This is a genomic window from Nocardioides aquiterrae, assembly GCF_039526625.1.
Taxonomy (GTDB): domain Bacteria; phylum Actinomycetota; class Actinomycetes; order Propionibacteriales; family Nocardioidaceae; genus Nocardioides; species Nocardioides aquiterrae.
In genome coordinates this window covers 176,023-194,562 of the sequence record NZ_BAAAJE010000015.1, presented here as the reverse complement: position 1 = coordinate 194,562, position 18,540 = coordinate 176,023, and the positions used below count along the sequence as shown (strand labels likewise).

General features: G+C 68.7%; 21 protein-coding genes. 2 read left to right on the top strand and 19 right to left on the bottom strand.

Translation table 11 applies throughout. The features are described 5' to 3' along the window. Positions 1-17: 17 nt before the first annotated feature. A complete protein-coding gene (locus tag ABD086_RS15225) occupies positions 18-857 on the top strand; it encodes a hypothetical protein (protein ID WP_343908414.1) in 840 nt (279 codons plus the stop codon). Between the two features lie 271 nt (positions 858-1,128). Here the strand turns inward: ABD086_RS15225 and ABD086_RS15220 are convergent, their stop codons facing one another. From ABD086_RS15220 to ABD086_RS15150, 15 genes are all read right to left on the bottom strand, one after another. After that, positions 1,129-2,022 carry a hypothetical protein gene (locus tag ABD086_RS15220; RefSeq protein WP_343908413.1) on the bottom strand — a complete coding sequence of 298 codons (894 nt, stop codon included), beginning with the start codon at positions 2,020-2,022 and terminating at the stop codon, positions 1,129-1,131. Next, positions 2,016-2,582: a hypothetical protein gene (locus ABD086_RS15215; protein ID WP_343908412.1), complete on the bottom strand. Its 567-nt coding sequence runs from the start codon at positions 2,580-2,582 to the stop codon at positions 2,016-2,018. Before ABD086_RS15215 ends, ABD086_RS15220 begins: the two co-directional genes overlap by 7 nt. Further along, on the bottom strand, positions 2,579-2,854 hold the full coding sequence (locus ABD086_RS15210; RefSeq protein WP_343908411.1) for a hypothetical protein: 276 nt from the start codon (positions 2,852-2,854) through the stop codon (positions 2,579-2,581). The genes ABD086_RS15215 and ABD086_RS15210 overlap by 4 nt, the downstream gene beginning before the upstream one ends. Before the next feature lie 22 nt (positions 2,855-2,876). Beyond that, positions 2,877-6,137, bottom strand: coding sequence for a LysM peptidoglycan-binding domain-containing protein (locus tag ABD086_RS15205; RefSeq protein WP_343908410.1), 3,261 nt, complete (start codon positions 6,135-6,137; stop codon positions 2,877-2,879). Beyond that, a complete protein-coding gene (locus ABD086_RS15200) occupies positions 6,134-6,583 on the bottom strand; it encodes a TadE/TadG family type IV pilus assembly protein (protein ID WP_041547542.1) in 450 nt (149 codons plus the stop codon). The genes ABD086_RS15205 and ABD086_RS15200 overlap by 4 nt, the downstream gene beginning before the upstream one ends. Then, the gene (locus tag ABD086_RS15195) at positions 6,583-7,041 is read right to left on the bottom strand and encodes a TadE/TadG family type IV pilus assembly protein (protein WP_166196732.1); all 459 of its coding nucleotides are present in this window, start codon (positions 7,039-7,041) and stop codon (positions 6,583-6,585) included. The genes ABD086_RS15200 and ABD086_RS15195 overlap by 1 nt, the downstream gene beginning before the upstream one ends. Beyond that, a complete protein-coding gene (locus tag ABD086_RS15190; RefSeq protein WP_056680593.1) occupies positions 7,038-7,433 on the bottom strand; it encodes a TadE/TadG family type IV pilus assembly protein in 396 nt (131 codons plus the stop codon). Before ABD086_RS15190 ends, ABD086_RS15195 begins: the two co-directional genes overlap by 4 nt. 6 nt (positions 7,434-7,439) lie before the next feature. Beyond that, a complete protein-coding gene (locus ABD086_RS15185) occupies positions 7,440-7,643 on the bottom strand; it encodes a hypothetical protein (protein WP_343908409.1) in 204 nt (67 codons plus the stop codon). 75 nt (positions 7,644-7,718) lie between these two features. Beyond that, the gene (locus ABD086_RS15180; RefSeq protein WP_343908408.1) at positions 7,719-8,633 is read right to left on the bottom strand and encodes a type II secretion system F family protein; all 915 of its coding nucleotides are present in this window, start codon (positions 8,631-8,633) and stop codon (positions 7,719-7,721) included. Further along, positions 8,630-9,562 (bottom strand): type II secretion system F family protein, encoded by a 933-nt coding sequence (locus ABD086_RS15175; RefSeq protein WP_343908407.1) that lies wholly within the window; start codon positions 9,560-9,562, stop codon positions 8,630-8,632. The genes ABD086_RS15180 and ABD086_RS15175 overlap by 4 nt, the downstream gene beginning before the upstream one ends. Before the next feature lie 5 nt (positions 9,563-9,567). Further along, on the bottom strand, positions 9,568-11,247 hold the full coding sequence (locus ABD086_RS15170) for a TadA family conjugal transfer-associated ATPase (RefSeq protein ID WP_343908406.1): 1,680 nt from the start codon (positions 11,245-11,247) through the stop codon (positions 9,568-9,570). Continuing rightward, a complete protein-coding gene (locus ABD086_RS15165) occupies positions 11,244-12,083 on the bottom strand; it encodes a MinD/ParA family ATP-binding protein (protein WP_343908405.1) in 840 nt (279 codons plus the stop codon). The genes ABD086_RS15170 and ABD086_RS15165 overlap by 4 nt, the downstream gene beginning before the upstream one ends. Positions 12,084-12,086: 3 nt before the next feature. After that, positions 12,087-12,761: an SAF domain-containing protein gene (locus ABD086_RS15160; RefSeq protein ID WP_343908404.1), complete on the bottom strand. Its 675-nt coding sequence runs from the start codon at positions 12,759-12,761 to the stop codon at positions 12,087-12,089. Positions 12,762-13,085: 324 nt separating this feature from the next. Beyond that, a complete protein-coding gene (locus ABD086_RS15155; protein ID WP_343908403.1) occupies positions 13,086-13,532 on the bottom strand; it encodes a helix-turn-helix domain-containing protein in 447 nt (148 codons plus the stop codon). A 284-nt stretch (positions 13,533-13,816) separates the two neighbouring features. Next, a complete protein-coding gene (locus ABD086_RS15150; RefSeq protein WP_343908402.1) occupies positions 13,817-14,488 on the bottom strand; it encodes a TetR/AcrR family transcriptional regulator in 672 nt (223 codons plus the stop codon). A gap of 97 nt (positions 14,489-14,585) precedes the next feature. Here ABD086_RS15150 and ABD086_RS15145 point away from each other — a divergent pair, with 97 nt between their 5' ends. Further along, positions 14,586-15,743 carry an acyl-CoA dehydrogenase family protein gene (locus ABD086_RS15145; protein ID WP_343908401.1) on the top strand — a complete coding sequence of 386 codons (1,158 nt, stop codon included), beginning with the start codon at positions 14,586-14,588 and terminating at the stop codon, positions 15,741-15,743. A 148-nt stretch (positions 15,744-15,891) separates the two neighbouring features. On the opposite strand, the gene ABD086_RS15140 is transcribed toward ABD086_RS15145, so the two are convergent. The 4 genes from ABD086_RS15140 to ABD086_RS15125 all read right to left on the bottom strand — a co-directional run bounded on the left by ABD086_RS15140 (position 15,892) and on the right by ABD086_RS15125 (position 18,496). Continuing rightward, the gene (locus ABD086_RS15140; protein ID WP_343908400.1) at positions 15,892-16,551 is read right to left on the bottom strand and encodes an adenylate/guanylate cyclase domain-containing protein; all 660 of its coding nucleotides are present in this window, start codon (positions 16,549-16,551) and stop codon (positions 15,892-15,894) included. 390 nt (positions 16,552-16,941) lie between these two features. Further along, positions 16,942-17,580: a lysophospholipid acyltransferase family protein gene (locus tag ABD086_RS15135; RefSeq protein WP_343908399.1), complete on the bottom strand. Its 639-nt coding sequence runs from the start codon at positions 17,578-17,580 to the stop codon at positions 16,942-16,944. 41 nt (positions 17,581-17,621) lie between these two features. Continuing rightward, on the bottom strand, positions 17,622-17,798 hold the full coding sequence (locus ABD086_RS15130; RefSeq protein WP_343908398.1) for a hypothetical protein: 177 nt from the start codon (positions 17,796-17,798) through the stop codon (positions 17,622-17,624). A gap of 155 nt (positions 17,799-17,953) precedes the next feature. Continuing rightward, complete coding sequence (locus tag ABD086_RS15125; RefSeq protein WP_343908397.1) at positions 17,954-18,496, bottom strand: PaaI family thioesterase; 543 nt, start codon at positions 18,494-18,496, stop codon at positions 17,954-17,956. Between the last annotated feature and the right edge of the window lie 44 nt (positions 18,497-18,540).

Genomic DNA, 18,540 nt, shown 5'->3' with positions numbered 1-18,540 from the left:
GGCCTACCGTCGGGACCATGACCGAGAACGCCACCGATCACTTGCGCGACGACCATCTCGATGTCCGCGACCTGTCCTACGACTTCACGCGGACGCGCCAGATGTACGACCTGTTCAAGCAGTCTCTTTTCGATCCCGGCTTTGACTCTCCCGGCGACGCGCCGCTGCCGGATCGCCTCGAGCTCTACATGAAGAGCCGCGCGCGCGGCGCTGGCTACGTGGCGGACTTCGTCTACACGTCGCGAGACCTCCCGGTCCGGGTCTACGGGATCCTGGTCAACCGCGGCCGCGGACTGGAGATTGCCGAACTCGAGCTCTTCAAACTGACCTGGCGATACGAGGACGGCGGCGACGAGGAACGCGCCCCAACCGACCGCGATCCCGGCGCTGAGCCTGGCCAGCTCATCACGAGCGATCTCCTTCGCCGCATCCCGCTCGGCAAGATCGTCGCTCGCGCTCAGGCGACTCTCGCCCAAGACGACTGGCGTAGCGAGGGCGTCACCCAACTCGGCCTCGACGGCCGGCGAGACATCTCGGTAGAGGACCTCCTGCCCGAGGAACTCAGCGCATTGGAGACTGCGATGAGCTCCGCGGCAGGCAAGCGCCGCGGCCGACCAGCGCTACCGGACACGCTGCTCGAGGACGTAGCGCGCGCGTACCTTCAGGAAGCCGCCAACGGGCCGGGGCTAACGGGTCGGCTCGCCACGAAGTTCGGTCGTCCCAAGCCGACCGTGCGGGACTGGATCGGCACCGCACGACGGCGCGGCTTCCTCTCGCCGGGACAGCCAGGTCGGCGCGGCGCTGGCCCGGGTCCCCGCCTCGTCGACCGCCAGGAGGGCGGCACCCAGGTCACGTGACGGGCCAGCTGGCACCTCGAAGGCCACCGTCTAGGGCCGCGCGACTTCTTCCCATCCGTCTGCGCAGGCGAGCCACCCATGCTCTACTACTCGCGAGCCCCAGGTGACCCGAGACGCCTGGGGCGCTTTCACGTCCAGCAGCCGCAGCACGAGCATCGCAGCTCGGCGGGCCCGGTGCCTCCGGGCCGCGCTCGGGCAGCGAACGACACAGGTCCCCGTCCTGTTGTGAGGACGGGGACCTGTGTCGGTGATCCGCCCGGCTAGTACTGGGTCACTGGGTCAGCACCTGGGCCTCCCCGATGCGGATCGGGAGCGGCTCGGTGGCCAGGTCGAACTCGATGGTTCCGGACTGCCCGCCACCGGTCCACTCGACCACCCAGTGACTGGTCGCGGTGACCAGGTACGCACCCTCGGGCTGGTCGGTCGACATCTTCGCGTAGCGGTGCCCGCAGGTCGGGGAGTCCTGCTTGCCGTAGTGATCGGCGTACGGCGTCCCCTTGCCGGTGCAGGTCACCTTGGTGCCGTCGCCCATGTTCCACACGATGCTGGAGACGCTGGCGGTGGCGCTGACTGAGACCGGCCCTTCGCTGGCGGACGCGGTGATCGGTCCGAACGTGTCATCGGTCGGGCTATCGACCCACATCCACACCGGCAGACCAACCAGTCCGACCCGGTTGGGGCCGGGCTCGGGAACGATGCCGATCCTGATCGGATCCAGGTCCATCGACGCGATCGCGCGGTTGGCGAGAACCACCGGGTCGATCGTGACCGTGCCGTTCTGTATCCAGACCGGATCCCAGGAGGAGCCTGGGGGCGGCCAGTAGCAGATGTGCCACGCACCGTCCTCGTTGGTTTGTCCAGGGGGCGGCAGTGGGCCCTCCCCGCCCGGATCCCAGACGTCGCCGACCCAGCACTGATGGCTGCTGCTCCACACCGACCCGCCGGGGCCAGTGCACGGGATCTCCCTACCATCCGAGGTCGAGCAAGTCGACGAGCCGCCTGTGTCACCGCCGCCGCCGTCGTTGCCGCCATCCTCGTCGTCACAGACAACTTCGCCGGTCACCGGGTCGGCTGTGCAGTCAGCGCTCGCGGCGGAAGCGGTGACGAACACGATGACGAGCGACCCTGCCAACGCCACCACGAGAGCAATAAGTCTCCTCAGCATGGCTGATCCCAAAGCAGGTCCGAGTCGGAGACCTTCCACGCACCCTTGTCCTTGACGAGCGTGTACTCAACCGGGGCGGGGTTGCGGAGCGGGTTTCCGTTGGGGTCGGTGAAGTCCGGTTGCCGGATCGCCCCGTCGTTCTTCCAGGTGACCTTGGTCCGGTCCTCGCAGTCGATGATCAGAATCGAAGTCCCGCGATTCCGCGGCTCGTCGAGCGTGTGCGCGTACTCCCCGGTCACCGTGACGTTTTCATTCATCATGCTCGCGACGGTGTGCTGCAACTGCAGAAACGCCTCACCGGTCGCGACCGGATTGAGTGTCTTGAAGTTGATGTCCCGCTTCCGGTAAGCGAGGTCGCGTACCTCGAGGTACATCGCCAGCTGGGCCGCCGCTTTCTCCTCGGGAGTCTTCGGCGCCGGCGCAGTGCTCGTCGGGCTCGAGCTCGGCGTAGCGGTCGGCGTGTCCTCGGCCTCTGGGTCGGTGCCGTCGTCCGAGCAGCCCGTGAGGGTGAGGGCGAGGGCGAGGGCCACTCCCCCGAGTACGGAGTGGTGCTTCCTCATGTGGTGTCTCCTCCTGTGGTGGGCGGCGCCATGACTGATCGCTGGCTGACGTCGGTGGCGATGTGCTCGAGGTGTTCCTCGGCGGCGTCGACGAGCTCGGCGATAGGGCCGTTGTCGGCCGGGTCGATCCCGAACTTCTGGTCGGCGTTGAAGAGGGTGCGGATGGTGTCGCGCACGAACACGGCCCGGGCGACGCGGCGGGCATCGAGGTCGGGGCGGTTGCCGCCGGCCGCGACGTAGCGGCCGGTGAGTTCCTGGTCGAACGTTGTCATGTGCTGGTGCTCCCTTCCCGAGTCAGCTCGCCAGCCAGCCGTGGGTACTGATGATGGTCTTCGTACGCTCCGACAGTTCCAGCGGGGCGTCGCCGTCGTCGGACCGGTTGCAGATCTCCTCGCGGAGGATCCGGTCCGCCTCGAGCTGGTCGCCCTCGGCCCTCATGACGTGTGCCAGACACAGGCGAGTGCTCTCGCCGTCGGGGTCGGCCCGGTTGGCGACGTACGCCGCGGAGCGGGCCTTGACCAGGTCGCCGGCGGCGAGGGCCTCGGTGACGACGATGAGGGCGACATCGGCGATCCAGCCCGACGCCATGAGGTCGACGCGGTCGGGCTCGTTGACGAGCCAAGACCATCCCTCTTCCCGCAGCTGGCTGAACGGCTTCGCCTCGCCCACGAGCTCGAGCGCGGTGCAGAGGTCGGCGACGCCTTCCGCGCCGCCCCGGGCCTGCCCGCGCTTGCGCAGTCGGAGGAAGAGGTGGAGGTCGACCAGGAGGCCGTCGTCGACCTGGTAGACGTTGACGCCGCGGAGCTTGGTGGCAGGGGCCTTGTCGGCGTGGGGCAGGTGGGGCTCTCCAGTTGTGGGGTTGGTGCCCAACCATTCGCGGACGGTGTTGGTGTAGTCGCGCACCTTGCCGGGGGTGATCCCGAATGCCTCGCCGATCTCCTCTCGGGTGGCTCCGTGCTTGCGGTGCAGGGCCAAGTACGCGAGGAGCTCGGTGAAGTAGGGCTTGCGCTTGGCCAGGGCCTTGCCGTGGGTGCGCGCGGTGACCGGACCGAGCAGGCTGAGCCGTGGACGGTCGCAGTCGGTCGAGAACCAGTCGGCGATGTCCTGGTCGAGTGTGGGGTCGCTCTGCTCGACCTCGGCTCGGACGTGCTCGGGCACCTTCGGCGCCAGCGTCTCGAGGTCCTCCTGCACGATCGCGCTCTGCCGGATGTAGTCCTCGTCGTCGCCATCCAAGAGGGAGGACAGCGGCTCGTCGACGGTGTCCGCGGGGGTGTTGCGCGGCAGGGTGTACTCGCGGCGCAGTGCCCCGGACTGGTCGGTGTAGGCCTCCCAGCCGTCGGTGACGGTCTCGTCGACCGGCACGGGGACGTCCTCGGCGACCTCGCTCTGTGCGTAGACCAGGGCGCAGCCGCGGGCTTCGTCGCTGGTGAGGCCGACGGCGATGAGGTTGAGGCCGGCGTGCTCGAGGACGACGCGGCCGGTGTTCGTCATGTGCAGGACGGCGCCCGGTGTGTTGGGGCGTTCGCCGGCGACGACGATGGAGGTGGCGGACTGCCCGACGTGGTTGGTGACCAGCTGCAGCAGCTGCTCAAGGTCCTCGGGGTCTCCGGCCGCCGCGTCGAGCAACAGCATCCGGGCGGGCCAGGTGTCGTCGTCGACGCGGCCGGTGCGCGCCGTGGACGCGTCGGTGTCGTGTCGCTTCGCCCGGTCGACCGTGGTGACGGCGGCCGCTAGGGCTTCCGCGGTCGCGGGTGACCCGGCTGCTCCGGTCGGGTAGTAGCTGATCCGCTCGTCCATGGCGACGGCTTCCTCAGCCACGCCGATGCAGTCGACCTGCACGCGGCGCGACCACGGGTTGACGGCCAGCTGCGCGGCGAGGTGGCGGGCGAAGTCCCGGCCGTAGGTCGGGTCGCCGCTGATGGTGAGGGTGGACAGCTCCTCGCAGTTGAGCAACCACGTCTCGCCGGTGTCGCTCATGCCGATGGTGGCCAGGAGCGGGTAGGGCGGCTCGACGTTCCCTGTGTCGGGGCCGAGCTCGTCGACGGCGGTGTCCGTGCTGACGTGCCAGTGGGTCTGGTCCGGGCTGCCCACCCAGGGCGCCGGAACGGCGGCCGGCGCGCTCAGGTGCAGGGTCAGCTTGCCGTGCCCGAGCTCCACGGCGGCGAGCGGCGGCATCGTGGTGCCCTGCGCGCCGACGGCGGCCGCGAGGCGGCGCAGCGCCTCGTCCGCGAACTCCACGGTCGCCGCGGCCGCGGCACCGGTGGCGTTCAGGGTCATCTCGACCGGCGCGAGCTCCGGAGGCGGCGCGGCGATCGCGCGGCCGGGCGTCCGGTTCCGGTAGCCGGCGCGGCGGCGGGACCGCAGGGCCATGAGCAGCGCCCCGGACAGCAGGACGCCCCCGCCGGTCAGACCGGCGAGGACCCACGGCGCGTCGAGGATCGAGTCGTCAGCGTCGTCGACCTGGTCGACGTCGGCGGACGGCGCCGCCGGCTCCTCGGCTTGGGGCGGCGCGTCGGGCACGGCCGTCTCGGGTACCTCGGGCACCTCAGGCTCGTGGGCGACCGGCGGCTCCTCCTCGGCCAGCGGGTCGACGGGCCGCTGGTCCTCGGGGCTGGCGGGCGTCTCGGGCTCGACGTCGCGCGGCTGCTGGTGCCGGGTGTCGTCGTGACTGCCCCCCTGCTCGGCGCCGGGGATGTTGAGCTTCCAGCCGACGTCGATGACGTCGGGGTCGGTCAGCTGGGCCCCGCTGGGCTGGGTGATGCCGGTGGAGGCCTGGTAGATCTCGGGCCAGCGGTCGGCGTCGCCGAGCTGCTCTTGGGCGATCTCGCTGAGGGTGTCGGTGGGCTGCACCGTGTAGTCGTGCGCCGGTGCCCCGCCGTTGACCGCGGGCAGTTTGAGTACCCAACCGGGCTCGAGGAAGCTCGGCTGCGCGCCGAGGAGGTCGCGGTTGAGTTCGACGAGCTCCTTGTAGCGGGCACCGTCGCCGAAGTGGTCCTCGGCGATCGACCACAGGCTCTCCCCCGGCTTCACAGCGTGGTCGACGGTCTTGCGCTGGCGCTCCTGCTTCGTCTCGACCTTGACGTCCTGCTGGGCGGGTGCCTGGTCGGCGGCACCGGCGTTGACATGTCCCACCGTCACCGGCGCCGCGGCGGCCGTGGTGATCGTGGCTGTCTGGGCGGCGATGGGCGCGGCGATGAACAGCAGAGCGGCGAGGCCGATGAGTCCGCTTGCTGCAGCCTGCGGCCGGCCCAGGCCCGGCAGCCGGGGCGCCTGGACCTTGCGGAGCCGTGCGATGGCCTCCACGACCAGGCTCAGCGCCATGAAGGCCCACGCGACCCAGCCGATCACCTTGAACAGGCCGAGGACGAGGGTGCCGTCGTCGGGCGCCATGAGCGCATTCTTGATGCCGTCCAGGGTCGGGACGTGGTCCGGGATTGGGCTGGCACTGATCGCGAGGAATAGTGCGGGCAGCCCGAGGACGATGCCGAGTACGGCGACCAAGGCTGCGAGGCCGGTGAGCCGCTGGCCCAGGGTGGGATGGGTGGGCGTGGTCATCTCTCGATGCCTCCTTCGGCGCGGATGAGCCGCGCGGACGCCTCCCCGGTGACCTGCATCGTGTCCAGGCCGATGATCCCGAGGAACTTGCTGGTGTATGTGTCGGTGGTGGTGACGATCAGGGTGTCGCCGTCGACGACGCGGACGGTTCCCTCCACGCCGGCGGCGCGGAGATAGTCCATGGCGGCCGTCTTGGCGGCGGTGAGGTCGACGCGGAGGTCCTCGCCGCGGACTGCGGTCGAGCCCTGAACCTCCTGGGCGCCGGTGCGGGCGGCCTGGGCGGCAGCGCTGCGGGCTTGCTGCTGGGTGTGGACCTTGCCGCCGAGGTCGACGGCCATCCCGACGAGGATGATCATCGCCAGTGCTGCGGTAGCGAACCAGACGCTGATGGAGCCGCGCTCATCACGCGAGCGCCGCGTCGTGAGACTGCGGATGCGGGCGGTCATCATCGGCGCTCCCGGTAGGCGTCGACGGGGCTGCTGGCGGTGGCGGTGATCGTCCGGGTGCCGGGCAGGCCGGGGATGCTCAGGTCCGCCACGTCGACCTTGCAGGTCACGGTGGCGGTGACCTGGGCGGTGGTTCCCAGCGGGGCGTTGAAGGCCGCAGCGTTGATCGTGATGTTGGTGGTCGTGCACTGCAGGCCCTGGTCGTGCAGGCTGCTGGTGGCCGCGGACTTGCCGGAGGTGATGGCCTCGCTCTGGGTCCGCTCGATGGAGGCCGCTCGTGCCGCCTCGTAGGCGGCTGCGTCCACGGACTGCTTGGCGATCTCCACGCGGCCGCCGAGGATGATCATCGCCACGAACAGGCCGAAGGCCGGGACGCCGATCGCGGCCTCGATGGCCACCGACCCGCGCTCGTCCCGGCGCCGGCGGCGTGCGCTGGTCCGCCTCGTCTGCCTGGTCATTCGGTGAGCCTCTCGACCGGGACGCTGGCGCTCTGGGTGACGGTCACGTGCCAGCCGGGGATGACGCTCATGGACTTGCCCGTGACGGTGATCGTGGCGGTGGTCGTGGTCCGTGATCCGGAGACGCTGGTGGAGGTCATCACGTCGGAGCCTCCGGCGTCGTGGAGGAACGTGTTCGCCGTGGCCACACCGGCGTCGCGGGTGCCGGTCTCGCTGCCTGCCTCACGGGCGCCCTCCTGCGCGGCCGCGAGCGCTACCTGCTTCGCGTGGTAGTAAAGGGCGCCTTGGAGGCCGAGGAACATCAGCAGGAACAGCGCGGGCATCAGGAAGACCATCTGGATGGTCACTGACCCGCGCTCGTCCCGGCTGCGGCGGTGGAGGCTGGCGAACATGGCGGCCTACTTGATCTTGGCGGACTCGCTGGTCACGAAGAACTTGATGGCCGCGACGACGATGCCGACGATGACGATCACGGCGCCGGCCCACAGGACCTGCTCGATCGTGACGGAGCCGCGCTCGTTGCGCTGCCGGGTGACGCGGTCCTCGAGGGAGGCGAGCGAGGTCAGCGCCGCCATCTGGAGGGCGATGAAGAGCTTCAACATCGGGGTTCTTCCTTTCCTTGTTGTTCGGTTTGCGGTCTGGGTGACCCTGGTTCTTTGGGGTCGGTGTTAGGTCGGTCAGGTGGTGAAACGGAGCAGGGAGGGGGTGACGAGGATCGCCATGAAGACGATGCCGAGCAGGCTGGCTGGGATGTACATGCGCTCGGAGGTGGCGTTGGCCTTGCCGACCTCGGCGCTGAGCATCGCCGACCGGAGTGCGGCGGCGCGGGCCCGGAGGTTGTTGTAGATCTGGGCCCCGTCCTGGCCGGACTGCTGCATGATGTCGGCGAGGTCATCGAGCTCGGGGACGGCGAGCTCGTCGGCCAGGCTGTGCAGGGAGTCCCACGGTGCGCGGGTCATGTAGCGGGCGCGGCGCAGCTCGCTCTCGATGCGCTTGAAGACCCACTTGTCGCCGACCTCGGCTGCCGAGCGCAGCGCCTGCTGGCCGCTGGATCCGTCGCGGACACCGGTGGCGACCATGTCGATGTAGGCGCCGAGGGCCCGGTTGAACTCGATGCGGGCCTTCTTGGCGTCGTCGGTGGCGTTGTAGTTGGGCATGAACCAGAACAGGGCAGCCAGGGCCAGCGACCCGAGCGTGGAGATCGCGAACGGCAGGGGCAGCCCGATCAGCGAGAAGAAGGTGGCCAGCAGGGGCGGCATGACGAGGCCAAGGAGGGCCCAGACGACCTTCTCGCCGTGGAACCGGGTCTCGCTGATCTGCAGGATGGCCAGGTCCTTGCGGGGCGTGTGTGCCCACGCGCCGCCCGGGAGGTTCTTCATCGCCCACAGGCCGATCCGGTCGACGGCGGAGCCGGTGTCGGTGCCGGCCTCGTCGACGCCGGGGATGCCGCGGCGGGGCGCGACGCGGTCGGGCGAGAGCCGGTCCAGCGCGTCGACCAGGTCGGGGTCAGACGGCGCGAGGCGCCATACGAGCAGGGCGAGGGCCAGTCCGATGAGGGTGCCGCTGGCGAGCGCGAGCTGCAGGCCGGTCATGCCAGTGCTCCTTCCTTCTCGCCCGGTGCTGTGCGCTGGGCGGCGCGGTGGGCGTTGCGGGCCTGGAGGTCGAGGAACCGCGGGAGCGGCTTGGCAACCGCCATCCGGCGCATCCAGAGCAGAGTGGCTACGTACGCGGTGAGCAGGACGCCGAGGACCACCTGGCCCAGCGGGGTGCCGTAGGGCTCGATGTAGTCGCCGGTGAAGGCGAGGATGCCGAGCACACCAAGGGTGATGACGGTGACGGTGCGGGCGGTGGTGCGGGGCTTGGCCTGGTCGGCGGCGATCTGGCGTCGGGCGCGGACGTCGGCCGCGACGGTCTCGGCGAGGGCATCCAGTGCCTTCGACAGTCCGGCCTGTCCTCGCCCGCTGGCGGCCAGGATCAGCTGGCTGGCCACGACGTCGCCGGTGGAGTCGTTGAGGTCCTCGGCGAACGCGCGCAGAACGTCCTCGGTAGAGGAGGTGTTGTTCCACAGCCGCGAGACCATCAGCCCGACCTCGCGCCCGATCGGCTCCGGTGTCGACTGCAGCGACTTGATGAGCGCCGAGCGCAGCGACTGCCCGGCGGTCAGCTTGCCCGACAGCGACCGGGTCCACTCCTCGAGCGCCTCGAGCTTCTCGATGCTCGCGGCCGCCGGCGGGGGCGTCAGCAACAGCGGGATACCGACGATCCCGGCCGGGACGAGCACGATCGCGATCACCCAGCCGGTCACCAGCGCGACCAGGAGGCCAGCCACCGCCCCGCCGATCATCAGCATCCGGGTACGACGGTCGAGCCGGACGAACCAGCTGCCGAGCCATCCGAACGGGGTGGTGGTCCGGGCCGGCTTCGGCGGCTTGGGCGGCGCCGGGATCATCGCGTAGACCATGCCGATCAGGCCGATGACGATGAGGGCGCCGAACACGGCGGGCAGGAACCCCGATGACATTGGGCTCATGAGGTGGCCACACCCGGGTTGGCCTGGGACTCGGCCTTGTACACCTCGAGGTCGAACCCATGCCGCGCCAGCTCCTGGGCGAGGAAGTTGTCGAGCTTGCCGGTCGCGACGGCCTGGCCGAGCTGGTTAGGGGCGAAGATCGGGGTGGTGGCGTATCCCCTGGCGGCGTCGATGCTGGGCTGGACGACCAGGACCTCCTCGACCCAGCGCTGCTTGCGGAAGGTGCCGTCGGGATTGGCGACGACCTCCGAGCGCAGGTACATCACGATGTCGATCGCGGCGGCCAGCTTGCTGATTGCCAGCTCGCGGGTGACCTGGGGGCCTTTCTCCATGGCGCAGGAGACGAGCTTCTCGATCGTGTGCTCGGCACTGCGGGCGTGGGTGGTGCTGATCGAGCCCGGCCCGGACTCCATGGCCTTGAGCATGTTCCAGACCTCCGGGCCGCGGACCTCACCGACGATCTGGCGGGCGAGGTTGAACCGGAAGGAGTGGTGGATGGCCTCCTCGAGGCTGAACTCACCGGCCTGGCGGCCGTCGATGCCGACCTCGCCGGATCCGGGGCGGTGCTCCCACGCGTGGACGATCTTGTGGCGGTCGACGAGCTCGTGCAGGTGCAGCTCGAACTCGGTCTCGAAGGTGCCGATCATCTCCCAGGGCGGGATGCACGAGCACAGGGCCCGGACCCAAGTGGTCTTGCCGCTGCCTTGGACCCCGGAGACGACGATGCTCTTGCCCGCGCGCACGCAGGTTGCGACGAAGTCGGCCAGGACCGCGCTGCACGCCTTGCGGTCGTAGACCATCTCGTCCATCGACACCTCGCGCATGCTGTGGCGACGGATCACGACGGAGGTGTAGGCCATCACCCAGGAGCCGGCCGCGAGCCGCGCTCCCCCGGGCAGCCGGAGGTCCAGGTGCGGCCGGGCCTCGGTGAAGGGCCGGTTCTGCCGTGCGCCTAGGTCGGAGAGGAACTCGCGCAGTTCGTCCTCGGAGTCGGCGATCGGGGCGGCCTCCACAAGGGTGCCGTCGACCAGCTCCAGCCACACCGAGCAGACCGGGCCGCGGGCGATGACGATGATGTTCTCGACGTCCTCGCGCTCGACCAGGGGCTGCAGGCGGCCGAGCCCGAACAGGTCGGCGTGGAGGGCGGACTTGAGCGCCTTCTCCTGGTGCTTCGTCCACGGAGGCCGGCCGGTGGAGACCAGCGTCTCGGCCTCGGATTTGATGAGCTCCTCGATGACGTCGAGGCCCATCTGCTGGCGGTCTTCCTCGGTGACCCGGCCACCTTCCTTGTCGAGCCGGGCGGTCAGTCGCGACGAGATCTCAGCGCGGTATTGCGCGACCAGCTCCCAGTCCAGCTCGACTTCGCCGTCCGTGCCGCGGGTGTCGTGGTGCTCCTCCGGTGCGGGCGCCACAAGCGGGCGAAGGCTGAACTCCGAGCGGGCGCGGCCAGGCAGCTGGCCCTCGCCTTCGCTGGTCCAGGCGCCGGCGAAGATCGGCAGCGAGGTCGGGTCGTCGTCCTCGACGACCGGCGGGGGCGGCGGGGTGCCGTTGGAACCGCGTCCTCGGGCGAACGGCGAGGTCTGCTCACGGTTCGCGGCATGGCGGGCCTCAAGCCACTCGTCTGCGCGCAGCGGGTCGCGGCCGTTGGTCTCCGGGTGGTGTCCGTTGCTGCTCATGCGTTGCCTCCGTTCGTGGGAGCGAGGGCGGCCTGGTTGGCGCCGAGGATGGACTGGATTGCGGCGGTGCTGCCCCGGTAGCCGCGCCGCAGTCCGGAGGACTCGAACTTGCGTGGCTTGCGGGCGCCGTGGGAGTACACCTCAGCCACTTCGGGCTCCCAGTCCACGGAGGAGACCACGGGGATCTGGAGGGCCTTGGCGATGTGGCGGGGGGTGTAGGGGCGGACGCGGGCACCGGTGGGTACCGCGGGCCAGCGGCGCTCCTCGTTAACGAGCAGGACCCCGAGACGGGACAGCCCACCGACTGCGGCGAACTGTGCCCGCAGGGTCTTGGCCCAGCTGGTGGCGCCGGCCAGGGCCGGCAGCGAGCTGCGGGTAACGAGCAGCGTCAGCTCGGAGGCAGCGATCAGCGGCTGGGGCCAGCCGGCGAGGCCGAGTCGTCCGGCGTCGACGATGACGTCCTGGCCGTTGCGGTCGAGGGCGCGCAGTTGCTCGGTGAGCGGTTCCCACAGGGGCAGCAGGCTGGGTGCCTGCTCGTGGGCGCGGATGCCGGGTAGGAACCAGGCCGACCGCTCGGCCGGCGCCTCGGGGTCCAGCAGCAGCGTCTCACGGGGCAGTGCGTCCGCCAGCGTTCCCTCGCGCAGGGAGAGAGCGAGGTTGATCAGCCCGCCGGTGGGTTCCTGGGTTCCGTGGAAGTAGCCGGCGAAGACCGAGGAGGATCCGGTCGGGTCTGCGTCGACCAGGAGCACGGGTCGGTGCCAGTTGAGGGTGAGCCCGAGCGCCGTGGTGGACACGCCGGGCGAACCGCTCGCGGAGGCCAGGACGATCACCGCCATGCTTCAGCGCTCCCGGGCGTCCAGGACGAGTGCGACCCGTCCGGTGGCAGCCCGGGCAGCCAGGTCGGCCGCCTCGGCTTCGGGCACCGAGACGTCGACGACGGTCTCCCCCGTCTCCTCGACCCGGTTAACACCAATGACGGTGGCCTCGATGGTCACCGGCTCCCTGTCGGTGATCTCGCCCTGGTCGCCGGGCGTGGTGACGATCCGGACGAGGTCGCCGCCGTAGAGCGGCTCTGACGGCATCTGCGCGGGCGTGAGGCTGATGCCCACCAGGGACTCTCCCTCCCCCGGCACCAGGTTGTCGGCGACCGCCTGTTCGGTGAGCAGGGTGCCGGCCCACAGGTCGACGGCGGCGCGGGTGCCCTCGAGCTCGGCCTTCTGGCTGCCGGGGACCGGGGTCAACGCCGGGTCGACGCTGAGCCGCACGACGGCGAGGTCGCCGGCCTTGATGGTCTCGCCACGCTTGATGTCGTTGCTGACGACCAGGACCTCTTGGGTGTCGTTAACCGAGGTGAACGCGAACGCGGTCCCCAGGCCGCCGGCAGCGACAAGAGCCGCGCAGAGTGCGAGGACCCAACGCCTGCGACGGCGCCTCAGCCGTGGGAAGTGGTTGTGGTCGGGAGGTGCCTTGATGCTGGCGCCAACCTCGTCCCGTGCTTGTTGAGCAGTGTTCATCGACATGGATCCCCGAGTCCTCTCTTGTCTCGATCACCTACGTGTCAAGACGTGCCGGGAGCGGTCATCGCGAGCCCGACTCGATCGAAACACACTAGTGCATTTCTATCGAAAGAATCGTTATCCACAGCTGACCGATTCCGAGATGTCATCGCCCGAGTCCTGACCGGAAGTGGTTGCGTGGCCCAATCCCCCGTTGGGACTGAGCGCTCGCACGCACCGAACGTCCAGGTCCATGGGACCACAGATCATGCGGACTTTTCGGTAGGAATTTTCCCTTGTGGATTACGGACAAACTCAGGAGCCACCCGCTCGCGTGGGGCGCTAGACCTGCCCGCGCCGCAGGCGCTGCTGCCGGGCTTCTTGGAAGGCCGCGGCGACGACGTCAACTGTGTCCGCTAACCCACGCGCGAGGCTCTCAAGCTGCGTGGCTGCCGGGAGTCGGGTCCAACGGCCTTGCTCCCAGGCGTAGTAGGTCGGCACCGCCACGTTGACGGCCGCAGCCAGCTCGGCCACCGTCAGCCCGGCCTTCAAACGCAGTGCCCTGAGATCAGGAACCTCACCATCTATGTGAATGAGACGAAGGGTCGGGATGTCGAGGGTTCTAGCAAGCTTGACCAAGAAATCAGGCCTAGGAACCGACGCGCCCAACTCCCAACGAGATATGCGCTCCCCACCGGCCGCACCAACGAGACGCGCCAACTCATGCTGGGTCAGGCCCGCCTTCTCGCGGGCGGCGCGCAGCACTGAGGGGTCGAGTCCGGAAACCATCGCTGACAGACACTAGTCGCAGCATGCGGGGAGCCGCCGCCGCGAATCTCCTCATCATTGAACGACCCCCGATTCCGCCCGTCTCCGCAAGCCGTGTCGTCATGCGAATCATCGGGGTCGGCTGCAGGACGTGCGTCCCTGAAGGCGCAGAAGCACCGGGGTCAAGTCCGGGACCTCTTGGCTCGCCCTCGAGGAGTTCTCAACAGAGCACATACTCCCCCGTTGCTATACGCCACTTCTGACCTGCCCGCGAAGTCGATGGGCAAGGCGAAAGGTTTCGGTCCTCATGGGACGGTGAGCAAACTGTCGTTGTCGATCGCGAGCCCGACACTTTGGGCGAGGTCGCTCATGACCAACCAAACTTGGTGGGCGATACGGGTGACGACCTCATCCTGGGACTCGTCGTGGTGGTCGAGCCACCAAATGATGCCCGCATCGACCATGCCCATCAGCCCCGCCATGACGCCGTCGGGTGGTTCAACCTGGACGTCAGGGGTGCGCAAGTACGCCGAAGCTGCGGCCACCACCTCTCCCAGGAATCGCGTGCGCCCCAGCCGAGCCCGATGAGTTGCCTTGGTCTGCTGGCGGGCGGCCATGAATCGATACAGGTTCGGATTCTCTGCAGCCCACCTCACAGCGGCCGCGATCACACCTTCAATGATCGCTGGCGCGGTGCCGCTGTGCCGCATCGCGGGACGCACGGTCTCGATTAGCTGGGTAGCGGCAAATCGCAGCACCTCGCTCTCGAGGTCGTCCTTGCTGTCGAAGTGGCGATAGACGTGAGGTCTCGCCACTCCGGCTCGCTCGGCGATCTGGGCGGTGCCTACCCCAGCGCCATATTGCTCGATCGCACCAGCCGCGGCGACCACGATCTGCTCGCGTCGTGGGGCCCGGTGGGAGTCGTGCGCAGTCGATCGACGCACGACCGCCGTGTCCACCCACCTCGCGAGATCCACGGCCGCAATCTAACCCATCGCACTAGCGCGGGTACAACCTGTACCCGTAGGGTGGTACAGGTTGTACCCGGCACCCACGACCCCCTTTGGAGGAGCCATGCCCGGCCGCCGCTCGCCCTGGATGACCCAGGACCTCGACGACTTCCGCGATCTCGCCCGAACCTTCTGCGAGAAGGAGATCAAGCCCAACATCGACCGCTTCATCAAGAACAGGCGCGTCGACCGCGAGCTCTGGACACAGGCGGGCAAGCTCGGTCTGCTGTGCACGTCCATTCCGGAGGAGTACGGCGGCGGCGGCGGCAACTTCCATCACGAAGCGATCCTGATCGAGGAGCAGGCGCGCGTCGGCGACAGCAGTTGGGGTGCATCTCTGCACAGTGGCATCGTCGCGCACTACCTGCTGCACTACGGCACCGAGGAGCAGAAGCAGGAGTGGCTCCCCAAGATGGCATCCGGCGAGGTCGTCACCGCTATCGCGATGACCGAGCCCGGCACTGGGTCGGATCTGCAGGGAATCAAGACCCGTGCCATTCGCGATGGCGATGACTACGTCATCAATGGCGCCAAGACCTTCATTACCAACGGCTACCACGCGGATATGGTTCTGCTGGCCTGCAAGACCAATCCCGACGAAGCCGCGGCCGGCGTCTCACTGGTCATCGTGCCGACCAGCTCCGAGGGCTTCCGGCGCGGCCGGGTGCTCGACAAGATTGGCCTCAAGGGACAAGACACCTGCGAGCTGTTCTTCGACGACGTGCGCGTCCCCGCCAGCAACCTGCTCGGCGACGAGGAGGGTCAGGGCTTCATTCAGCTCATGATGCAGCTCCCGCAGGAGCGCCTTCTCGTCGCCATCAGTTGCGCCGCATCGATGGATCTGATGCTCGACCTCACGCATGAGTACACGTTGTCGCGCGAGGCGTTCGGCAAGCCGATCTTCGGGTTTCAAAACACGAAGTTCAAACTCGCCGAGGTTGCCACCGAGGCCCGCGTGACGCGCGCCTTCGTCGACGAATGCATCTTCCTGCATGTGGAGGGCAGGCTCGACATCCCGACCGCTGCAATGGCGAAGTATTGGGCTTCGGAGCGCGCTCAACAGGTGGCCGACACGTGCCTGCAACTCCACGGCGGCTACGGCTACATGGAGGAGTACCCGATTGCGCGGGCGTGGACCGACCTGCGGATCAGTCAGATCTACGCCGGCACCACCGAGATCATGAAGGAGATCATCGCCCGGTCTCTGCCCAAGCCCAGTTGACTTGGGTCTTGACTCGCGCGTTCGCAACGCCTCACCTGGGATCGGACGGTGTTTGCCGCGTCGGTGGCCGCAAGAGAATGGTGAGTGGAGGCCGTGCGGGGGTGTTTGCCAGCCTCCATCGGCCAGCGAAAGCCCGAGTTTTCGGGCCTCAAGCGCAGCGCACCCACCACAGTTGATGGACCCCGGACAGGCCCTTGAGGTCGGTCCGCGGTCCCGGCTTGAGGTCGAACTCCGATTCGGAATCCGCGACCTCGCCCAGGCAGCGGCGCAAGTCGTCCGACACGACGACTTGGCCGCCTGCGGCGTGTCCCGCCACCCGGGCAGCCATCGCCACGTTGCGGCCGAAATAGTCGCCGCCCCTGGCCACTACCGCGCCGACGTGGAGGCCGATTCGGTCCTTGACCTGCGTATGCCGCAGTTCGCTCGCGGTCAACGAGTCGAGCCTGCGCTGGATGTCGATCGCTGCTCGCACACCGTCGACCGGTTCGCGGAAGACGACCATGAAGCCGTCGCCCTGCGTCTTGACAACGTGGCCACGGTGACGACGTATCTGCTCGCGAACGATGCGGTCGTGATCCCCGAGCAGCCGCACCCACTCATCGTCGCCAAGCCGCTCGTTGTGAATGGTCGAGTCCTCGACGTCGGAGAAGAATATCGTGACGGTGCCGTCGGGTGCCGCGTTACGCAGGATCGTCGCACGGTCCTCGGTCACCCACCGGGTGATGTCCTCGATTGAGGAGACGAGAAGACCGCTGATTCCGCCTTCGCGGACACGGGTCGCAGTCTCAACCACCGCCTTCACCGCCATCCCTGTGACCCGGCGGCTGCGTGACCCGGTGCTCCCTACGAGTTCGCTCTCAAGGGCGGCAACCCGGCCTCGGGCCCTTCGCAGTTGTAGCCGCGATACGACTAGGGCGAGGAGTGTCAGCGTTAGCAGCCCGGTTAGACCGACGATGGCGGCAAGCTCGACGGGCACGGTACTCACCGATCCCAACGGGGGTGGCTGTGCCCGGCCAGGATCGTGACCCGAAGCCCGGCCGCGGCTGGCGTTCGCACTGACCGACTGCCGGTCGGCTCGACGAAGAGGCGGCCAACCACGCCCGTGTCGCATCCTGATTCCGCAACTGCTGCCCGCGCCGAGTTGTCCCGCGCTCGTCGGTACCTCATGACCCATTGCGCCGAAACCGACGCCTGGCGATCAGTCCGCACGCTGCCCGCCTTCCAGCTCCTCAACCATCTGCACCAGAGTGTCGGCGAGTCGTCGTGTTCCATCGCGGACCGCCTCCGGCTCAAGTCCGCGCTGTCTGAGGTCAGTCAGGTTTAGGGGGCGACCGACGTCGATGGTGACAATGGGCCGCTTGAGCAGCCGCGGGCGTCGGCTATAGGCGGGCAGGATGTCCTGAGCACCTCGCTGCGCCACCGGAATGAGGGGTGCGCCGGACTCGAGCGCCAGCCGCACAGCGCCTGTCTTCAGATTCAGCAGGCGGCCGTCAGGGTCTTTCGTGATCGATCCTTCGGGATAGACCACGAGAAGTGCACCGCCCCGAAGCGCCGTCAAGGCGGCGCCGAATCCGTCCCCGCCATGCGAGCGATCCACCTCCACGTGCCCGGCTCGGAACCACCGCCCCACGATCCCTTCTCCGAAGAGACTGCTCTTGGCCAGAAATGCTGGCGTCCGGCCTTGCGCGAGCACCATTTCGGCGATGAGCAGCGGGTCCACATGAGAGACGTGGTTCGCGGCAAGCACCACCCCGCCGCTTGAGGGGATCTGGTCAAGTCCACGCCAGTCCCGACGTCGCACCAGGATGAGCGCGGGCTTGCAGACCAAGAAGGCCACCCACCACGCCACGCCCCACTCAGGTCGCGTTCCGGGCAACATCACCGGATTCCCGCCGTGGGCTGGGCACTCAGGTAGTCGGTGCTCACGTCGGCGGCGGTCATGTCCTTCTCGTCGATGTCGCCGCCGCGCGGCGCAACGCAAAGCCTGCACATGACCGCGCTCTCGGGAATGGGTGCAGGTAGGAGGAGGTCAGCCCCCCGCTCCCCGATGCCCATCCAGGCCGCAGTAGCCGTTCGGTACGGGCGGCGCTCTCCCAGTCGCATCCGCCAGCCGTCCTCCGCGAACTCCCGGTGGCGTTCGCGATCGCTCCTCAGAGCAGATGACCCGCCAGCGTAGCCCCGCGAACCTCGGGATGTCGCGTCAACGATTCTCAATCGCCCCGACCCATCCCTTGTTCGGCGCCCGCGGCAAAATGTCCCGGATCGACCACCACGAAGGTGGCCGCGGCCGACCCCGCCTTCTGGCCGGCGTCGTCCCAGGCGTCAGCATGGAGTAGCAGTCGACGTCCTTCGCGCTGGGCCACCTGGGCGGAGAATGTGTAGGGACGGTGCAGCCGGAACGGGGCGTGGTACTCGATGGTGAGGCTGCGCGTGACGGCGAGCGAACCGACCGTGTTGAGGGCGAATCCGAAGAGGTCGTCGAAGGCGAGGGCGACCGCTCCGCCGTGCGCAATGCCAGGGGCACCCACTTGAGCATCGGAGAAGCGGTGGACCGCCTCGACGCCCGTCGCGGTGCGCACGACCTGCAGATCCAGGCCGGCGGGATTGCGGGGCCCGCACCCGGCGCAGTCCGGGGAATGGGGTGGCAGCCTTTGGCCGATCTCCACCGTGTCCTGACCCGCGAGGTGCTCCGTCCACCGGGAGATCACTCCCCCATCACCGGGCAGATTCACTGCGCCGCCGCCGGCGGGCACCCGCGGGTCGCCTTGGTCACATACTGCCGCCACGCAAATCAGTC

Bases quoted from the DNA above. Each gene is read 5' to 3' on its own strand.
- ABD086_RS15225 (WP_343908414.1), top strand. From the start codon at position 18: ATGACCGAGAACGCCACCGATCACTTGCGCGACGACCATCTCGATGTC.
- ABD086_RS15220 (WP_343908413.1), bottom strand. From the start codon at position 2,022: ATGCTGAGGAGACTTATTGCTCTCGTGGTGGCGTTGGCAGGGTCGCTC.
- ABD086_RS15215 (WP_343908412.1), bottom strand. From the start codon at position 2,582: ATGAGGAAGCACCACTCCGTACTCGGGGGAGTGGCCCTCGCCCTCGCC.
- ABD086_RS15210 (WP_343908411.1), bottom strand. From the start codon at position 2,854: ATGACAACGTTCGACCAGGAACTCACCGGCCGCTACGTCGCGGCCGGC.
- ABD086_RS15205 (WP_343908410.1), bottom strand. From the start codon at position 6,137: ATGACCACGCCCACCCATCCCACCCTGGGCCAGCGGCTCACCGGCCTC.
- ABD086_RS15200 (WP_041547542.1), bottom strand. From the start codon at position 6,583: ATGACCGCCCGCATCCGCAGTCTCACGACGCGGCGCTCGCGTGATGAG.
- ABD086_RS15195 (WP_166196732.1), bottom strand. From the start codon at position 7,041: ATGACCAGGCAGACGAGGCGGACCAGCGCACGCCGCCGGCGCCGGGAC.
- ABD086_RS15190 (WP_056680593.1), bottom strand. From the start codon at position 7,433: ATGTTCGCCAGCCTCCACCGCCGCAGCCGGGACGAGCGCGGGTCAGTG.
- ABD086_RS15185 (WP_343908409.1), bottom strand. From the start codon at position 7,643: ATGTTGAAGCTCTTCATCGCCCTCCAGATGGCGGCGCTGACCTCGCTC.
- ABD086_RS15180 (WP_343908408.1), bottom strand. From the start codon at position 8,633: ATGACCGGCCTGCAGCTCGCGCTCGCCAGCGGCACCCTCATCGGACTG.
- ABD086_RS15175 (WP_343908407.1), bottom strand. From the start codon at position 9,562: ATGTCATCGGGGTTCCTGCCCGCCGTGTTCGGCGCCCTCATCGTCATC.
- ABD086_RS15170 (WP_343908406.1), bottom strand. From the start codon at position 11,247: ATGAGCAGCAACGGACACCACCCGGAGACCAACGGCCGCGACCCGCTG.
- ABD086_RS15165 (WP_343908405.1), bottom strand. From the start codon at position 12,083: ATGGCGGTGATCGTCCTGGCCTCCGCGAGCGGTTCGCCCGGCGTGTCC.
- ABD086_RS15160 (WP_343908404.1), bottom strand. From the start codon at position 12,761: ATGAACACTGCTCAACAAGCACGGGACGAGGTTGGCGCCAGCATCAAG.
- ABD086_RS15155 (WP_343908403.1), bottom strand. From the start codon at position 13,532: ATGGTTTCCGGACTCGACCCCTCAGTGCTGCGCGCCGCCCGCGAGAAG.
- ABD086_RS15145 (WP_343908401.1), top strand. From the start codon at position 14,586: ATGCCCGGCCGCCGCTCGCCCTGGATGACCCAGGACCTCGACGACTTC.
- ABD086_RS15140 (WP_343908400.1), bottom strand. From the start codon at position 16,551: ATGGCGGTGAAGGCGGTGGTTGAGACTGCGACCCGTGTCCGCGAAGGC.
- ABD086_RS15130 (WP_343908398.1), bottom strand. From the start codon at position 17,798: ATGGGCATCGGGGAGCGGGGGGCTGACCTCCTCCTACCTGCACCCATT.